The 15,353-nt window shown below is 43.1% G+C and carries 13 protein-coding genes; 8 read left to right on the top strand and 5 right to left on the bottom strand.

From position 1 onward, the window contains the following. Window positions 1-8: 8 nt before the first annotated feature. The 5 genes from IMPJCBKJ_RS18645 (at window position 9) to IMPJCBKJ_RS18625 (ending at window position 3,291) form a co-directional block, all read left to right on the top strand. Window positions 9-527: an OmpH family outer membrane protein gene (locus tag IMPJCBKJ_RS18645; RefSeq protein ID WP_054553115.1), complete on the top strand. Its 519-nt coding sequence runs from the start codon at window positions 9-11 to the stop codon at window positions 525-527. Between the two features lie 9 nt (window positions 528-536). Continuing rightward, on the top strand, window positions 537-1,577 hold the full coding sequence (gene lpxD, locus IMPJCBKJ_RS18640) for a UDP-3-O-(3-hydroxymyristoyl)glucosamine N-acyltransferase (RefSeq protein WP_054553114.1): 1,041 nt from the start codon (window positions 537-539) through the stop codon (window positions 1,575-1,577). A gap of 10 nt (window positions 1,578-1,587) precedes the next feature. Then, window positions 1,588-2,040 (top strand): 3-hydroxyacyl-ACP dehydratase FabZ, encoded by a 453-nt coding sequence (gene fabZ / locus IMPJCBKJ_RS18635; protein WP_054553113.1) that lies wholly within the window; start codon window positions 1,588-1,590, stop codon window positions 2,038-2,040. A gap of 2 nt (window positions 2,041-2,042) precedes the next feature. Continuing rightward, the gene (gene lpxA / locus IMPJCBKJ_RS18630) at window positions 2,043-2,813 is read left to right on the top strand and encodes an acyl-ACP--UDP-N-acetylglucosamine O-acyltransferase (RefSeq protein WP_054553112.1); all 771 of its coding nucleotides are present in this window, start codon (window positions 2,043-2,045) and stop codon (window positions 2,811-2,813) included. Window positions 2,814-2,922: 109 nt separating this feature from the next. Continuing rightward, window positions 2,923-3,291, top strand: coding sequence for a septal ring lytic transglycosylase RlpA family protein (locus tag IMPJCBKJ_RS18625; RefSeq protein ID WP_166341550.1), 369 nt, complete (start codon window positions 2,923-2,925; stop codon window positions 3,289-3,291). On the opposite strand, the gene cydC is transcribed toward IMPJCBKJ_RS18625, so the two are convergent. The 5 genes from cydC to IMPJCBKJ_RS18600 are packed head-to-tail and all read right to left on the bottom strand — an operon-like array spanning window position 3,288 to window position 9,678. Next, window positions 3,288-5,048, bottom strand: coding sequence for a thiol reductant ABC exporter subunit CydC (gene cydC, locus IMPJCBKJ_RS18620; RefSeq protein WP_166341548.1), 1,761 nt, complete (start codon window positions 5,046-5,048; stop codon window positions 3,288-3,290). The two genes, IMPJCBKJ_RS18625 and cydC, sit on opposite strands and share 4 nt — an antisense overlap. Next, window positions 5,041-6,801, bottom strand: a complete 1,761-nt coding sequence (gene cydD / locus IMPJCBKJ_RS18615) for a thiol reductant ABC exporter subunit CydD (RefSeq protein WP_166341546.1) — start codon at window positions 6,799-6,801, stop codon at window positions 5,041-5,043. Before cydD ends, cydC begins: the two co-directional genes overlap by 8 nt. After that, complete coding sequence (cydX, locus tag IMPJCBKJ_RS18610) at window positions 6,791-6,943, bottom strand: cytochrome bd-I oxidase subunit CydX (protein WP_054553108.1); 153 nt, start codon at window positions 6,941-6,943, stop codon at window positions 6,791-6,793. Before cydX ends, cydD begins: the two co-directional genes overlap by 11 nt. Before the next feature lie 12 nt (window positions 6,944-6,955). Next, entirely contained in the window at window positions 6,956-8,095 is a 1,140-nt protein-coding gene (gene cydB / locus IMPJCBKJ_RS18605) for a cytochrome d ubiquinol oxidase subunit II (protein ID WP_138617138.1), read from the bottom strand. Then, window positions 8,092-9,678, bottom strand: a complete 1,587-nt coding sequence (locus IMPJCBKJ_RS18600; RefSeq protein WP_054553106.1) for a cytochrome ubiquinol oxidase subunit I — start codon at window positions 9,676-9,678, stop codon at window positions 8,092-8,094. Before IMPJCBKJ_RS18600 ends, cydB begins: the two co-directional genes overlap by 4 nt. A gap of 421 nt (window positions 9,679-10,099) precedes the next feature. Here IMPJCBKJ_RS18600 and lpxB point away from each other — a divergent pair, with 421 nt between their 5' ends. The 3 genes from lpxB to dnaE are packed head-to-tail and all read left to right on the top strand — an operon-like array spanning window position 10,100 to window position 15,343. Continuing rightward, window positions 10,100-11,257 carry a lipid-A-disaccharide synthase gene (lpxB, locus tag IMPJCBKJ_RS18595; RefSeq protein WP_054553105.1) on the top strand — a complete coding sequence of 386 codons (1,158 nt, stop codon included), beginning with the start codon at window positions 10,100-10,102 and terminating at the stop codon, window positions 11,255-11,257. Beyond that, window positions 11,247-11,852 carry a ribonuclease HII gene (gene rnhB / locus IMPJCBKJ_RS18590; RefSeq protein WP_054553104.1) on the top strand — a complete coding sequence of 202 codons (606 nt, stop codon included), beginning with the start codon at window positions 11,247-11,249 and terminating at the stop codon, window positions 11,850-11,852. Before lpxB ends, rnhB begins: the two co-directional genes overlap by 11 nt. Further along, on the top strand, window positions 11,852-15,343 hold the full coding sequence (dnaE, locus tag IMPJCBKJ_RS18585; RefSeq protein WP_054553103.1) for a DNA polymerase III subunit alpha: 3,492 nt from the start codon (window positions 11,852-11,854) through the stop codon (window positions 15,341-15,343). The genes rnhB and dnaE overlap by 1 nt, the downstream gene beginning before the upstream one ends. The last annotated feature ends 10 nt before the right edge of the window (window positions 15,344-15,353 follow it).

Raw genomic sequence — 15,353 nt, 5'->3', positions numbered from 1 at the left:
GTTTTTTCGTGAATAAATCAATTAAATCAACAGCTTTTGCACTACTTGCTACTTTATCTATGGGCCTATCTACTAACGCATTTGCCCACAAAGTAGGTATTGTTGATATGCAAGAAATCTACAAACAAATCCCACAAATGGCGAAAGTAGAGCAAACTTTAGAAGCTGAATTCTCTGAGCGTCGTCAAGAACTAGAAAAACTTCAAGGTGATATTCGTTTTGAAGCTGAAAAGTTCAAGCGTGAAGCGACAACTATGAGCGACAAGCAAAAAGAAGAATTACGTACTAAGATTCAAGGTATGCAGCAGCAACTTGCTGAAAAAGGTCGTCCTTTAGAGCAAGAAATCAAAATGCGTCAAAACCAAGAGCTAGCTAAAGTTCAAAAGCTAATCTTAGATGCAATCGAAGAAGTAGCGAAAGCTGGCAAATTCGATGAAGTTAAAGTTAAAGAAACAACGATTTATGTTAACCCTAAAACTGTCGATGACTTATCAAGCAAAGTTGTTGAAAAAGTAAGTAAGCAATAGAAATCATATATGCAAAACTACACGCTTTCGCAGATAGCGGATCTTCTGGGCGCTGACCTTCAAGGTGACGGCGCTACAGAGATTAAAAAAATATCTACACTTGCAAATGCCCAACATGGGCATATTGCATTTTTAGCGAACAAGAAATATCGCTCGCAATTAGATGATACTCAAGCAAGTGCGGTGATTTTATCATCAGCAGACGCTGAGTACTTTTCGGGTAATAAGCTCATTGTTGCTAACCCTTATGTTTGTTACGCCAAGCTTGCTCAGCTAATGGACACCACACCGCGCTCAGCAGTGACGGGTATTCACCCTAGTGCAGTCATTCATGATTCAGCTTCGATTGGTAATAATGTCGCGATCGCCGCCAATGTGGTGATTGAAGCGGGTGCTGTTATTGCTGACAATGTGCAGATTGGTCCAAACTGTTTCATTGGTGAGCATGCAAAAATTGGTCAAAGCACTAAGCTTTGGGCAAATGTAAGCATTTACCATGAAGTTGAGATTGGCAGCGACTGTTTATTCCAAGCGAATACAGTCGTGGGCAGCGATGGTTTTGGTTACGCTAATGAGCGTGGGGAATGGGTGAAAATACCGCAACTTGGCCGAGTAATCATCGGTGATAAGGTTGAGGTAGGCGCGTCTACTACGATTGACCGTGGTGCATTAGACGATACGATCATCCATAGTAATGTAATTATCGATAATCAATGTCAAATAGCGCATAATGTCGAGATCGGCTCAGGCACAGCGGTTGCCGGTTGCACGGTTTTTGCCGGAAGCGTCGAGATCGGTAGGAATTGTCAGATTGGTGGTATGGTTGCAATTAATGGTCACCTTAGCGTATGCGATGGTGCTATAATCACCGGCATGAGTATGGTGACGAAAGCAATCACAGAGCCTGGAATCTATTCATCAGGATTACCTCATCAAACTAACAAAGAATGGCGCCGAAGTATTGCCCACATCCGCAATCTTGGCGATATGAAAGACCGCATTAAAGCTCTTGAGTCACTGACTAAGTCACTCAATATTGAAGACAAATAAGGATGCTATTTTGGCAAATGAATTAAATAGTCTTGATATCCAAGATATTTTAAGTTTACTTCCGCATCGTTACCCGATGCTACTTGTTGACCGTGTTCTAGATTACACGCCAGGCGAGTCGTTACATGCGATTAAAAATGTAACAGTGAACGAACCTATTTTTACGGGTCATTTTCCTAATCAACCTATCTTTCCAGGTGTGTTGATTTTAGAAGCAATGGCCCAAGCAACTGGCTTACTTGGCTTTAAGACAGTTGAAAATCGTAGCGATAACGAACTATATTTATTCGCTGCGATTGATAATGCGCGATTTAAACAGCCAGTATTACCTGGCGATACTATGCATTTACATGTAGAGTTTTTAAAAGAGCGCCGCAATATATGGAAGTTTGCAGCAGAAGCAAAAGTTGACGGCAAAGTAGTGTGTACTGCCGAAATCATGTGTGCGAGAAGAGAGTTTTAATAGTGATCCATCCTACGGCGATAATCGAACCAGGTGCAAAACTTGGAAATAACGTATCAGTTGGCCCTTATAGCTACATCGGTAACGATGTAACTATTGGTGATAACTGTATCATCGAATCTCATGTGGTTGTAAAAGGCCCATCGACGATTGGTTCTGGTAACCATATTTTCCAATTTGCTTCGGTCGGTGAAGCGTGCCAAGACAAAAAGTACGCGAATGAGCCTACAACCTTGATCATTGGTGACAACAACGTGATCCGTGAGTGTGCGACCATTCACCGTGGTACGATTCAAGACCAAGGTGTAACAAAAATTGGTAGCAACAACTTATTTATGGCTTACACACACGTTGCGCATGATGCAGTAGTGGGCGATAACGTTATTTTTGCTAATAATGCCTCTGTTGCTGGCCACGTACACGTAGGTGACTGGGTGATCCTTGCTGGTAATTCAGGTGTTCACCAGTTCTGTAAAATTGGTTCACATGCCTTTGTTGGTATGTACTCAGGTGTTAATAAAGATGTGCCACCATTTGTAACGACCATTGGCACGCCGGCAGGCCCTGTAGCAATCAATACTGAAGGCATGAAACGCCGTGGTTTTGAAAGCGATGAAATCATGGCAACACGCCGTGCATATAAAACGCTTTACCGCAAGAGCTTAGGTGTTGAAGAAGCAATCGCTGAGCTAAGTGAAGATGCTGCGAAGTATCCAGCTGTTCAGTTGATGATAGACTTCGTGAAAAGCTCTGAGCGCGGAATTATTCGCTAATCAAAAGCTAATTACTAAAAGCCACCTTAAGGTGGCTTTTTTGTTTTTATAGTTCAGGTTTTGCTAAGTCAGTGCTTGTTATCTTCACGACAAAAAAGGATCTAGTAATATGAATAAACTCATCATCTTTGCATTGTTAAGCTTAATAATAAGTGGTTGTAGTAGTGCGCCTTCAGTATCAAAAGGAGCGATAGAAAAAGGCAAAGCCAGTTATTACGCTGATAAATATCATGGCCGAATGACAGCAAGTGGTGAGGTGTTTAATCAACAGGCATGGAGCGCGGCTCATCAAACGCTTGGCTTTGGCAGCAGAGTGAGGGTCACCAATATTAGTAACAATAAAAGTGTGATTGTTACCATTAATGACCGCGGCCCATTTATCCGCGGTCGTATTATCGATTTATCAAAAAAGGCGTTTTCACAAATTGCCTCAGTCAAGCAAGGTGTGATTGACGTTATTGTTGAGCAGCTCGATTAAAAACGGGTAATAAGCTCTACGTAATCGGCTTCATTAGCCATCAATTCAGCATGACTTGCAAAGGCTCTTACTTGTCCTTGTTCTAACCAAATAACCTTATCAACACGACTTAGCATTGCTGGGTCGTGGGTAATGGTCAACATGGTTTTATCTGCCCATATTTTCTCAAGTGTAGTCAGCAAGTTTTGCTTAGTGTGGTTATCTAGACTCTCTGTTGGCTCATCAAGAATGATTAAATTACCTTGCCTTAATAGGGCTTGAGCTATGGCAATACGACGTGACTGACCATGAGAAAGTTTTCTGCCTGCGGTTCCTAAGCGGGTATTAAGGCCGGCTTTTAAGTTCTTAAGCCAAGAGCCAAGTTCAGCGTTTTCACAGGCTTCAATTAGCATCTCATCTGTCGCATCAAAAGCTGCATAGCGTAGATTTTCACGTAGCGTGCCATCAAAAATATGATGCTGCTGGGCAACTATCGTTAGCTGCTTAAAGCGTGTTGCAGTGCTCAAGCTTTCAAGTTCAAAGTTATCTTGCTTGGTGGTGAGCTTTAATGAGCCTGATTGCAGCGGCCAAAGGCCCGTGAGTAAGTTAATTAGAGTGGTTTTGCCACTGCCACTGGCACCGACTAGGGCAACTTTACTGCCGGGTGTAATCGCAAAATTGATATTGCTAAGGGCTTTACTTTTTGCCCCCAAGTATTGGTAATTGACCTCGCTTAGCTCAAGACCAAGCCCTGATTTGTCAGCTAATTGGTTTGCTAGCTGATCATCTAAGTTGTTTGGCTTTTCGGCTAAGCTGTTGTGTTTATCTTCAAGATCAAACAGTCGCTTTGCGGCACTTAAAGTAAGCGGCAATTCAATAAATGCCGTAGGCAGAGTGAGCACGGTTTCAAAGCTTGCTAATACAAATAACGCGAGCATCGCCAGTTCAACGTTTTTCATAGTCCCTATTGCAACCAGTGGAATTATCATAAATACACTGGCTAGCATGGTGAGTTGTATCACCAAAGTGTTTAAGCCATTACTATTTGCTATGGCCTTGTGACGATTGTAGAGCTGGCTGTTGTATTGTTTACTGAGTGAATCACAATGCGCTAATTGCGCCGCATGTGCTTGATAGACAGCAAGCTCTCTAGCACCTGATAACGTATCGGCAAGTTCAGATCTTAACTCGGCTGAGAGCTGGGTTTCGTTATCCGCTTGTTGGTGAAGCTTATGGCTTAACAATGTGGGAAGCAGTACGCCAATAATTATCAGTGAAGTAAAGCACACTAATGCAACGTCAGCGTTATACATGGCCATGAAGGCCATTACTATAGGAATGCTGAAAAGGGCGACAATAATAGGCAGCAGTACATTTAGGTAAAACTTATCCAGCGCATCGACATCATTCTGTAGCCGGTTAAATAAATCGCTACTACGACTCATTGCTAAGTCAACGTTGTTCAGTTGGCTCAAAGTCTTGAACATGTTTACGCGAATTTCGCTCAGTAATAAAAAGGTAGCATTATGAGTTATCATCCTCTCACCGTAACGAGACGCTGTGCGCACGATAGCTAAAAAGCGGATCACTCCAGCTGGGGTAAAGTAATTCATCTGCACACCAGCAATGCCCGCCGCTGCCATGGCTGCTAAAAACCAACCCGATATAGCGAGCAAGCCTACATTAGCAAGTACCGTTAAGCTTGCTAAAAAAGCCCCTAAAAGCAGCATGCCAGTATGAGGTTTGCACAGTTTTAATAGACGTATAAAGTTATGCATGGGCGTCACCTTGGCTTACCAGTTTAGCAAATAGGCCAGCTTGCTCAGTCAGTTGCTGGTACTGACCAGATTCAACAATGTGACCTTGTTGCATAACGTAAATCTTATCGGCGTGTTTAACCGTATTCAGTCGGTGAGCAATAACCAGCACTAAGTGATCTTTTGCATACTCGCGGATCGCTTGATTGATTAAATGCTCGGTTTGGCTGTCTAAGTGAGCGGTAGGCTCATCTAGCATTAGCACAGGGGCATTCTTCAAAAATGCACGAGCAAGGGCAATACGTTGTTTTTGCCCACCAGAGAGGCCTTCTCCTTGTTCACCGAGCAAGGTATCAAAGCCATCAGGTAGTGCAGTAATAAACTCAAGTGCGCCAGCTTTACTTGCTGCTTCATCGAGCTCTGCTTGGCTTGCATCGGGTTTAGCTAAACGCAGGTTCTCTGCAACGCTCCGATAAAATAACGTGGCTTGCTGTGGGATCCACGCCAGCTGTGCTTGCCAATCAGCTAATGCAGTATCACTCAGTGGTTGCTCGTTAATGCTAATGGCACTATTGGCCTGATGATGAAAACCCAATAGGCAATCAAACAAGGTACTTTTACCCGAGCCACTTTCACCCACAAAGGCAATTAAGCCTGAGCTTGGCAGGGTTAAGTTGATATCAGTTACCCCTTCGTTTGTTTCAGGGTAATGAAAGGTAAGCGCATTCAGCTGTATATGCTTTATTGGTAACTCAAGTTTAGATGACCCTACATGTTCATCTGAGTCGCTTTGATTGATTATGTCGACCATATCAGCAGCGGCACTGATCCCTTCAAGTTTTGCGTGATAATGAGTGCCCATTTGTCGAAGTGGTAAGTAAAACTCAGGGGCCAGTAGTAACACCACAAATCCAGTGGCAAAATCGAGGGTACCAAAAAATAATCTAAAGCCAATGATCACGGCAACAAGTGCCACACTAATGGTGGCTAAAAACTCAAGGGCGAAAGACGATAAAAAGGCGACTTTCAATACACCCATGGTTGCTCCACGATAATCATCAGAAATCTGACTGATGCTATTTAGCTCACGCTTGGTTGCATTAAAGAGCTTGAGTTGAGTCAGGCCTTGTAATCGGTCAAAAAAGTAATTACCAAGTACCGCAAGTTGTTGCCAGCGATCTTGGTTTAACTGCTCCGCTTTATGGCCCACTAAAATCATAAAAAAGGGGATAAGCGGGGCTGTTAAAAGGAATATGAGGCCTGCTTTGTAATCGGTTGGAAAAATCACCACTAATATCGCTATTGGAATAAGCGCACTGTAAGCCACACTTGGAATGTAATTAGCGTAATATTGATGCAGTGCTTCAACCCCATTATGTAAGGTGTTAAGTGTTGCGCCATGACCTTTTTGTTCACTGTAGGCTGGCCCAAGTTTGCTGAGCTTTTCTAGCAATGTATTTCGCATCACGTTTTTTATTTTTAACGCGGCGCGGTTATTTACGCGTTCACTTAGGGCAACCAACAAAGCACGAACTAAAATTAGCCCAGCCAGCGGCCATAATAATGGGCTTACGGCTTGCAAGTTTGCTTGTTCAAACATGACTTGATGAGCCGCGTTTGCAAGAAGATAACAAGAGGCAATCATTAATAGGGCGTTGAGTGTGCCCAAACTAATGCTTAATTTAAGAAGTCCTGAAGCAGACTGGCTATACTGCTTTAAAAAAGCGCGCAGCGTTTGTTGCTGCGCGCGATTTGGTCGGGGTTTAGTTGTCATCGGTGTTTTTGAGTCTCGCGTAAAGCTCTAGCTCATCATCAGCAATCGAATCTTTATGTTGGTGAAATTCGTACCACATTACGTTGATCACCCCAAGGGTACAGGCTAATAGAACACCTAAAATCCAGGCAAAATACCACATAATTAAATCTCCTTAGTAGCTACCGTGCGTGTTGTTTTCGATTTCACTGATGGTTACTTTGCGCCACATTTTCACATAGCACCACGTTGTGTAAATAAGAATAAGTGGTACAAAAATAACCGCTGCAATAAACATCACGTTGAGAGTCATATGGCTCGAAACCGCATCCCACATAGTTAAACTAATATTTGGGTTGTTACTCGAAGGCATTACAAACGGGAACATTGACATACCCGCTGTTAAAATCACGCCTGCAAGCATTAAGCTTGACGCAGCCAATGCCATTGCTGGTTTTTGTAATTTAGATAATACAATTGCCAGTGCCGCCATCACGAATGCAAGGGCAGGAAACAGCATGGTTAATGGCATTTTTGTATAGTTATCAAGCCATGCCCCCGGTGCCTGTGTGACTGTTTTACCAAGCGGGTTTGCAAAACCTTGAGTATCGCCCATGCTAACGATTTTATAACCGTCAATTTGCGATACCCACACACCTGCTAAGGCAAACAACACAATAAACGCCATCAGTGCATATTGACCATATTGTGCTGAGCGTTTAGCAACCTCTGCATCAGTACGAAGTTGTAACCACATACCTGCGTGACCAACCAGCATTAGTACACTCACTAGGCCAACAACAATGGCAAATGGGTTTAATAACGCAAAGAATGAACCTTGATAACTGACACGCAGTAGGTCGTCGATATGATAAGGCACGCCCAGTAATAAGTTACCAAATGCCACACCAAATACTAAAGCGGGAATAAAGCTGCCAGCAAATAGGCCCCAATCCCAGTTGTTTCGCCAGCGTGGTGAGTCTATTTTTGAGCGGTAATCAAAACCAAGCGGTCTGAAAAATAACGCAAATAACACCAGCATCATAGCAAAGTAAAAGCCAGAGAACGCGGCCGCGTATACCATAGGCCAAGCAGCAAATAGTGCACCCCCAGCGGTGATGAACCAAACTTGGTTACCATCCCAGTGAGCACCTATGGTGTTAATTACAGTACGGCGCTCCACATCGGTTTTACCAACTAGGCGAAGCAAAATTGCCACACCCATGTCCATGCCATCGGTCACTGCAAAGCCAATCAGTAATACACCAATTAACAGCCACCAGATTAGTTTTAGTGTTTCGTAATCAAAAATCATGACTGAGCTCCTTGGCTTGCAAGTGAATCTGCTTTAGCAAGTTCATGGTGATATTTACCAGTATGAAGCGAGCTTGGACCTTGTTTAATAAAGCGCAGCATTAACCAGCCTTCTACAGCAGCAAGTCCTGTGTAAAAGATAATGAAGCCAGTAATGCTGATAAGTAAATCGTTTACCGTCAGAGATGAGGTTGCCAAGAAGGTTGGTAGAATCTCTGAAATAGCCCATGGTTGGCGGCCATATTCAGCAACAATCCAACCAAATTCAATGGCAATCCACGGCAGTGGAATACTCCATACCGCAGCCCATAATAACCAGCGTTTTTGCTCAATAATGCGGTGCGCGTTGTAATAAAATGCAAGCACGAATACGCCAAGCATGATCACACCGCAACCGACCATAATTCTGAAGGACCAAAACATAGGACCAACTTTAGGGAACGAATCTTTCACTGCTTTTTGAATGTGCTCTTCTGTGGCATCTACCACGTTAGGCGTATAGCGTTTTAGTAGTAAACCATAGCCAAGGTCGTCTTTTAAGCTATCGAATTTTGCAATGTTTTCTGGAGTGTCTTCACCACCTCGAAGCTTCTCTAAGTATTCGTATGCAACCATGCCATTACGAATTCGTACTTCGTGTTGCTTTTCTAGATCTTTAATACCCGTTACCTGTTCATCAATAGAGCGAGTAGCAATAATGCCCAGTGCATAAGGTATTTTAACAGCAGCGTGGGTGACTTGCTCTTCTGAATCAGGAATACCGACCAGAGTGAATGCAGCAGGGGCTTCTTCGGTGTGCCACTCAGCTTCAATGGTTGCGAGTTTAACTTTTTGTACCTCGCCAACTTCGTAGCCAGATTCATCACCAAGTAAAATAACACAAAGGATAGACGCTAAACCAAACCCAGAAGCAACCGAAAACGAGCGTTTAGCAAAAGCAAGATCGCGACCTTTTAGGATGTACCAGCTACTAATGCCCAGTACAAACATAGATGCTGCAACATACCCTGCCGAAACGGTATGAATAAACTTAACTTGTGCGACGGGATTGAATACCAGTTCAGCAAAGCTTGTCATTTCCATGCGCATGGTTTGATAATTAAACTCAGCCCCTACAGGGTTTTGCATCCAACCATTGGCAATCAAAATCCATAAAGCTGATAGGTTAGTACCTAGAGCCATAAGGAAAGTTGCAGCTAAATGCTGACGTTTTGTTAGTCGCTCCCAACCTAAAAAGAACATACCGACAAAGGTTGACTCTAAAAAGAATGCCATTAAGCCTTCAATCGCTAGCGGTGCGCCAAAAATATCGCCCACGTAGTGAGAGTAGTAAGACCAGTTGGTACCAAACTCAAACTCCATGGTTAGACCTGTCGCCACACCAATCGCAAAGTTAATACCAAATAACTTACCCCAGAATTTAGTCATATCACGATAAATTTCGCGACCAGTCATCACGTAAACGGATTCCATGATCACCAAAATCCACGTCATACCTAAAGTAAGGGGAACAAATAGGAAGTGAAAGAGGGCAGTGATTGCAAACTGCAATCGCGATAGATCCACAAATGTTTCATCTATCATTGTTTAGCTCCTTGTTAGCGAGTGCGGTAGACACGACAAATTATTGGTTATGAAGTTTCAGTAATTATTGAAACTTTGTGAATATTAACCTTGTATCCATTTTAGTCAATAGAAAAATAAGAAAATAAGATTAAATAATTGTTCATCATTTCTACAGACTAGAGATTAAAGCTTAACTTTTCAATCGATTAATTACCTTATCAAAAACTTTTAGCCAGTTTTTATAGAACAAAAAGATTACTCACTTATAGGTATTCTCTCGGCTAAAAAATTAATTGTTTACTTTCTTAGCTGGTTACCTAGGTTAATGAATAAGCACTTATTTAAATTCTAGTATTAATTACTCGTGTGACATTTATCCGACTGCTAAAACACGGTAAACTCATTTTTATTAGTGCCAAAAGTTGCGAATTATCAACGAATGAAAGAACAAACAAAGCCGTTACGTATTGCCTTGGTGGCAGGTGAGTTATCAGGTGATATTTTAGGTGAAGGGCTAGTAAAAGCACTTAAACGCCGTTTTCCAGATGCCATATTTGAGGGGATTGCAGGCCCGCGTATGCAAGCGGCTGGCTGTAAAACATTATTCGATATGGACGAATTATCTGTAATGGGCTTAGTTGAAGTACTTGGCCGATTACCGCGCCTACTAAAAATACGCAAACAATTGGTGCAGCATTTTATCGATAACCCACCAGATGTATTTATTGGTATAGATGCCCCTGACTTTAACTTACGTGTTGAAAAGCCGCTAAAAGAGGCGGGTATTAAAACAGTACAATATGTTAGCCCGTCAGTGTGGGCGTGGCGCGAAAAACGCATTCATAAAATCAGTGCCGCCACTAACTTAGTGTTGGCATTATTGCCGTTCGAAAAAGCCTTTTATGATAAGCACGATGTACCTTGTACGTTTGTGGGTCATACTCTGGCTGATGATATTGCTCTTGAGCACGACCAAACCGAGGCTCGTAATCAACTTGGATTGGCACAAACTGATAAAGTGCTTGCATTACTACCTGGTAGTCGAGGTTCTGAAGTAGGGCTTTTAAGCGAAACTTACATTGAAACAGCGGCGAAATTACAAGCGCAAAATCCTGATCTTAAAATTGTGGTGCCGTTAGTCAATGAAAAACGAAAAGCACAGTTTTGTGAGATTTTAGAAAAAACAGCCCCTGATCTAAAACTGCAATTATTGGATGGTCAGTCAAACCTTGCAATGCAAGCCGCTGATGCCATTTTGCTTGCCTCAGGAACCGCAACACTTGAAGGTATGCTGTATAAAAAGCCGATGGTTGTGGGTTATAAAATTAAGCCATTGAGTTACTGGATTTTCAAAACCTTATTCACGTTTAACATTAAGTATTTCTCGTTGCCTAATTTATTAGCCGATGAAGAACTCGTCCCAGAGTACCTACAAACTGAGTGTAATGTTGAAAACCTATCGGCTGCGCTAACACCTATGTTGAATACGGATAACAGCGAACTAAAGGCGCGCTTTTTAGCCATACATAAAAACATTAGATTAAATGCCAATGAACAAGCTGCAGCAGCAGTCGCGGAGTTACTAAATGCAAATTGAACGACCGAATGTTAATTATATTGCTGGTGTAGATGAAGTTGGCCGTGGTCCATTGGTCGGTGATGTTGTAACTGCTGCGGTAATACTGGACCCAAATAAACCCATTGCCGGGTTAGCCGATTCTAAAAAGTTATCAGACAAAAAACGTCAATTATTAGCGGCAGAAATAAAAGAAAAAGCTCTGTGCTATGCCATTGGGCGTTGTAGCCCAACTGAGATTGATGAGCTAAATATTTTACATGCCACCATGCTCGCGATGAGTCGCGCGGTTGAAGGCTTAAGTGTAAAGCCAGAGTTTGTTTTTATTGATGGTAACCGTGTGCCTAGTCAATTAACTGTGCCAGCACAGGCGGTAGTAAAAGGCGATAGCCTAGTCGAAGAGATTTCAGCGGCTTCTATTTTAGCGAAAGTTGCCCGTGACGAAGAAATGATTGAGCTTGATAAGCGTTATCCTGACTATGGCTTTGCAGGTCATAAGGGCTATCCAACTAAAGCGCACTTTGCGGCACTCGAACAATACGGGGCAATTGCAGAGCATCGTAAGAGCTTTAAACCTGTTCAGCGCATTTTGGCGTTAAAAGGAGAGCAACAGTAATGCCTGCGCCGCAATTTGTTCACTTACGTGTTCACTCAGATTTCTCTATGGTGGATGGCTTAGCTAAAACTAAGCCAATTGTCGCTAAAGCAGAAGAGCTGCAAATGCCTGCGTTGGCTATCACCGACCAGATGAACTTATGTGGTTTGGTGCGTTTTTATGGTGCTGCCCATGGCGCAGGTATTAAGCCTATTGTCGGCGCAGATTTTTGGCTCAGAAGCCCTGAATTTGAAGATGAACCTAGCCGAATTACCATCTTAGCGAAAGATAACGAAGGCTATAAAAACCTCACCTTGTTGATTTCTAAAGCATACCAACGAGGGCATTTATTTCACCGGCCTGTGGTTGACCGTGAATGGCTAGTGGAGCACAAAAGTGGCCTAATTTTATTATCTGGCGCTAAAGATGGCGACTTAGGTAAAGCCCTATTAAAAGGTAACCCTGGGCTTATAGAATCGGTCGTTAGCTTTTATAAGCAACATTTTAGCGATCATTATTACATTGAGCTTATTCGTACGGAACGTGCTTTAGAAGAAGACTATTTACACCTAGCTGTTGAGCTTGCCGCAAAAGAGCAGTTACCTGTAGTGGCAACTAACGAAGTAGTATTTTTAAAGCCAGAAAACTTTGAAGCCCATGAAATCCGCGTAGCAATCCATGACGGTTACACCCTAGAAGATAAACGTAGACCAAAACGTTTTTCTGAGCAGCAATACCTTAAAACGGCTGAGCAAATGGCTGAGCTATTTAGCGATATTCCTGAAGCGCTAGAAAACACTGTTGAAATTGCTAAGCGCTGTAATGTGACCGTGCAGCTCGGGACTTACTTCTTACCAGATTACCCAACCGGTTCGCTAAAAATTGAAGACTTCTTGGTTAAGGTCTCTGAAGATGGTCTTGAAGAGCGTTTACAGTTTTTATTCCCAGATGAGCAAGAGCGAAAAGAAAAACGTGGCGAGTATGATGAGCGTCTGAAAATAGAGCTCGACGTAATCAACCAAATGGGTTTCCCAGGTTACTTCTTGATCGTAATGGAGTTCATTCAGTGGAGTAAAGATAACAATATTCCGGTAGGTCCAGGGCGTGGTTCTGGTGCTGGCTCATTGGTTGCTTATGCACTGAAGATCACCGACCTCGATCCACTCGAATTTGACTTACTATTCGAACGTTTCTTGAACCCAGAACGTATCTCAATGCCCGATTTCGACGTCGATTTCTGTATGGATAGGCGTGATGAGGTAATTGATCACGTAGCGGCACTTTATGGTCGTGACGCGGTATCTCAGATCATTACCTTTGGTACCATGGCTGCAAAAGCGGTTATCCGTGACGTAGGCCGTGTACTTGGTCACCCTTACGGCTTTGTTGATCGTATTTCTAAACTAGTACCGGGCGATCCGGGCATGACCTTGGCTAAAGCGTTTGATGTTGAGCCGCGTTTACAAGAAGCCTACGACGGTGATGAAGAGGTCAAAGAGCTTATTGATATGTGTCGCATCCTTGAAGGCTGTACACGTAACGCGGGTAAGCACGCTGGTGGTGTTGTAATATCACCCACCACAATTACTGACTTTGCCGCTCTTTATTGTGATGATGAGGGTAAATTCCCGGTAACGCAATTTGATAAAAATGACGTTGAGACAGCAGGCTTAGTAAAGTTTGACTTCTTAGGTCTTAGAACACTTACCATCTTGCAGTGGGCACTTGATATGACTAACGAGCGCTTAGCTCGTGAGGGTAAAAAGCCCGTTGATATCAACGCTATTCCACTTGATGATAAGCCAAGTATTGAGTTACTGCTACGCGCCGAAACCACCGCGGTATTCCAGCTCGAATCTCGTGGTATGAAAGACCTTATTCGTCGTCTAAAGCCCGACTGCTTCGAAGATATGATCGCACTGGTAGCACTATTTCGCCCTGGTCCATTGCAATCAGGCATGGTAGATAACTTTATCGACCGTAAGCATGGCCGCGAAGAGTTATCTTACCCAGATGCGCAGTGGCAACACGATAGCTTGCAACCAATCCTTGAGCCAACCTACGGTATCATTCTTTATCAAGAACAAGTAATGCAAATTGCCCAAGTACTGGCTGGTTATACGCTAGGTGGCGCTGATATGCTGCGTCGTGCGATGGGTAAGAAAAAGCCAGAGGAGATGGCAAAGCAACGTTCAACCTTCGAAGAAGGCGCTGTTAAAAACGGAGTTGACGGCGAACTTGCAATGAAAATCTTCGACTTGGTAGAGAAGTTCGCAGGTTATGGCTTCAATAAATCTCACTCAGCTGCTTATGCCTTAGTATCGTACCAAACGCTGTGGATGAAAACCCACTACCCAGCAGAGTTTATGGCTGCGGTAATGTCGGCAGATATGGATAACACCGATAAAATTGTTACCTTGGTAGATGAATGTGAAAACATGAAACTGACCTTGTTACCGCCAGATGTCAATGCCGGTGAGTACAAGTTTACGGTTAATCTACAAGGTGAAATTGTTTACGGTATCGGTGCCATTAAAGGAGTTGGTGAGGCGCCTGTTGAAGCTATTTTAGAAGCTCGTAGCGAAGGTGGCCCGTTTAAGGACTTATTTGATTTTTGTGCCCGTGTTGACTTAAAGCGTTTAAACAAGCGTGTTGTTGAAAAGCTTATTTATGCCGGAGCGCTCGACCAACTTGGCCCAGATAAAACCCAGCCTGGCCGTGCAACCTTACTCGCAAGCTTAAAAGATGCCATGCGGGCGGCCGATCAGCACCATAAGGCTGAGTCACTTGGGCAGGCAGATTTATTTGGATTACTTGCTACAGAGCCAGATGAAGTTGAACAAGCATTTATTAAAGCCACAGATTTAACCGACAATGAGTGGCTAGACGGTGAGAAAGAAACTTTAGGGCTGTACTTAACTGGCCACCCAATTAATCAGTATCGTAAAGAGTTAAAGCATTATACATCAGGAAGGCTGGTCGATTTACAACCCACTAACCGCGATGTGCAGTCAACGGCTGCAGGCTTAGTGATTTCTGCTCGTACCTTGATAAACAAAAAGGGAAATCGATGGGGTCTTGTAACTTTAGATGACAAGAGTGCCCGTATTGATGTACGCTTATTCCCAGAACAGTTTGAAATGTACCAAGATTTGCTGCAAGTAAACAATATCTTGGTAATATCTGGACAGGTCAGCTTTGATAACTTCTCTGGTGGCATTACAATGACCGCTAGAGACATATGCACCATCGCACAGGCGCGAGAAAAACGTATAAAAGCGATTAAAATGACCTTGAATATGGTGCAGATCGAGGCGAACTTCTTCGATAATTTACAAAAAGTGCTGGAACCTTATAAGTTTGGTACTTGTCCTATTAAAGTATTCTATCAACGTCCGGATGCGTTGGCTGAGATTACTTTAGGAACCGAATGGTGTGTTACGCCGAGTGATGACTTAATTCACAAGTTATCGCTGATGGCGGCGCAAGATGTAGAACTAGAATTTAACTAATTAGGTAGTT

This window comes from Pseudoalteromonas sp. MB47 (assembly GCF_011319765.1).
Taxonomy (GTDB): Bacteria; Pseudomonadota; Gammaproteobacteria; order Enterobacterales; family Alteromonadaceae; genus Pseudoalteromonas; species Pseudoalteromonas simplex.
Note: the sequence above shows the minus strand (reverse complement) of the source record. Positions and strands in the feature narration are given on the sequence as shown.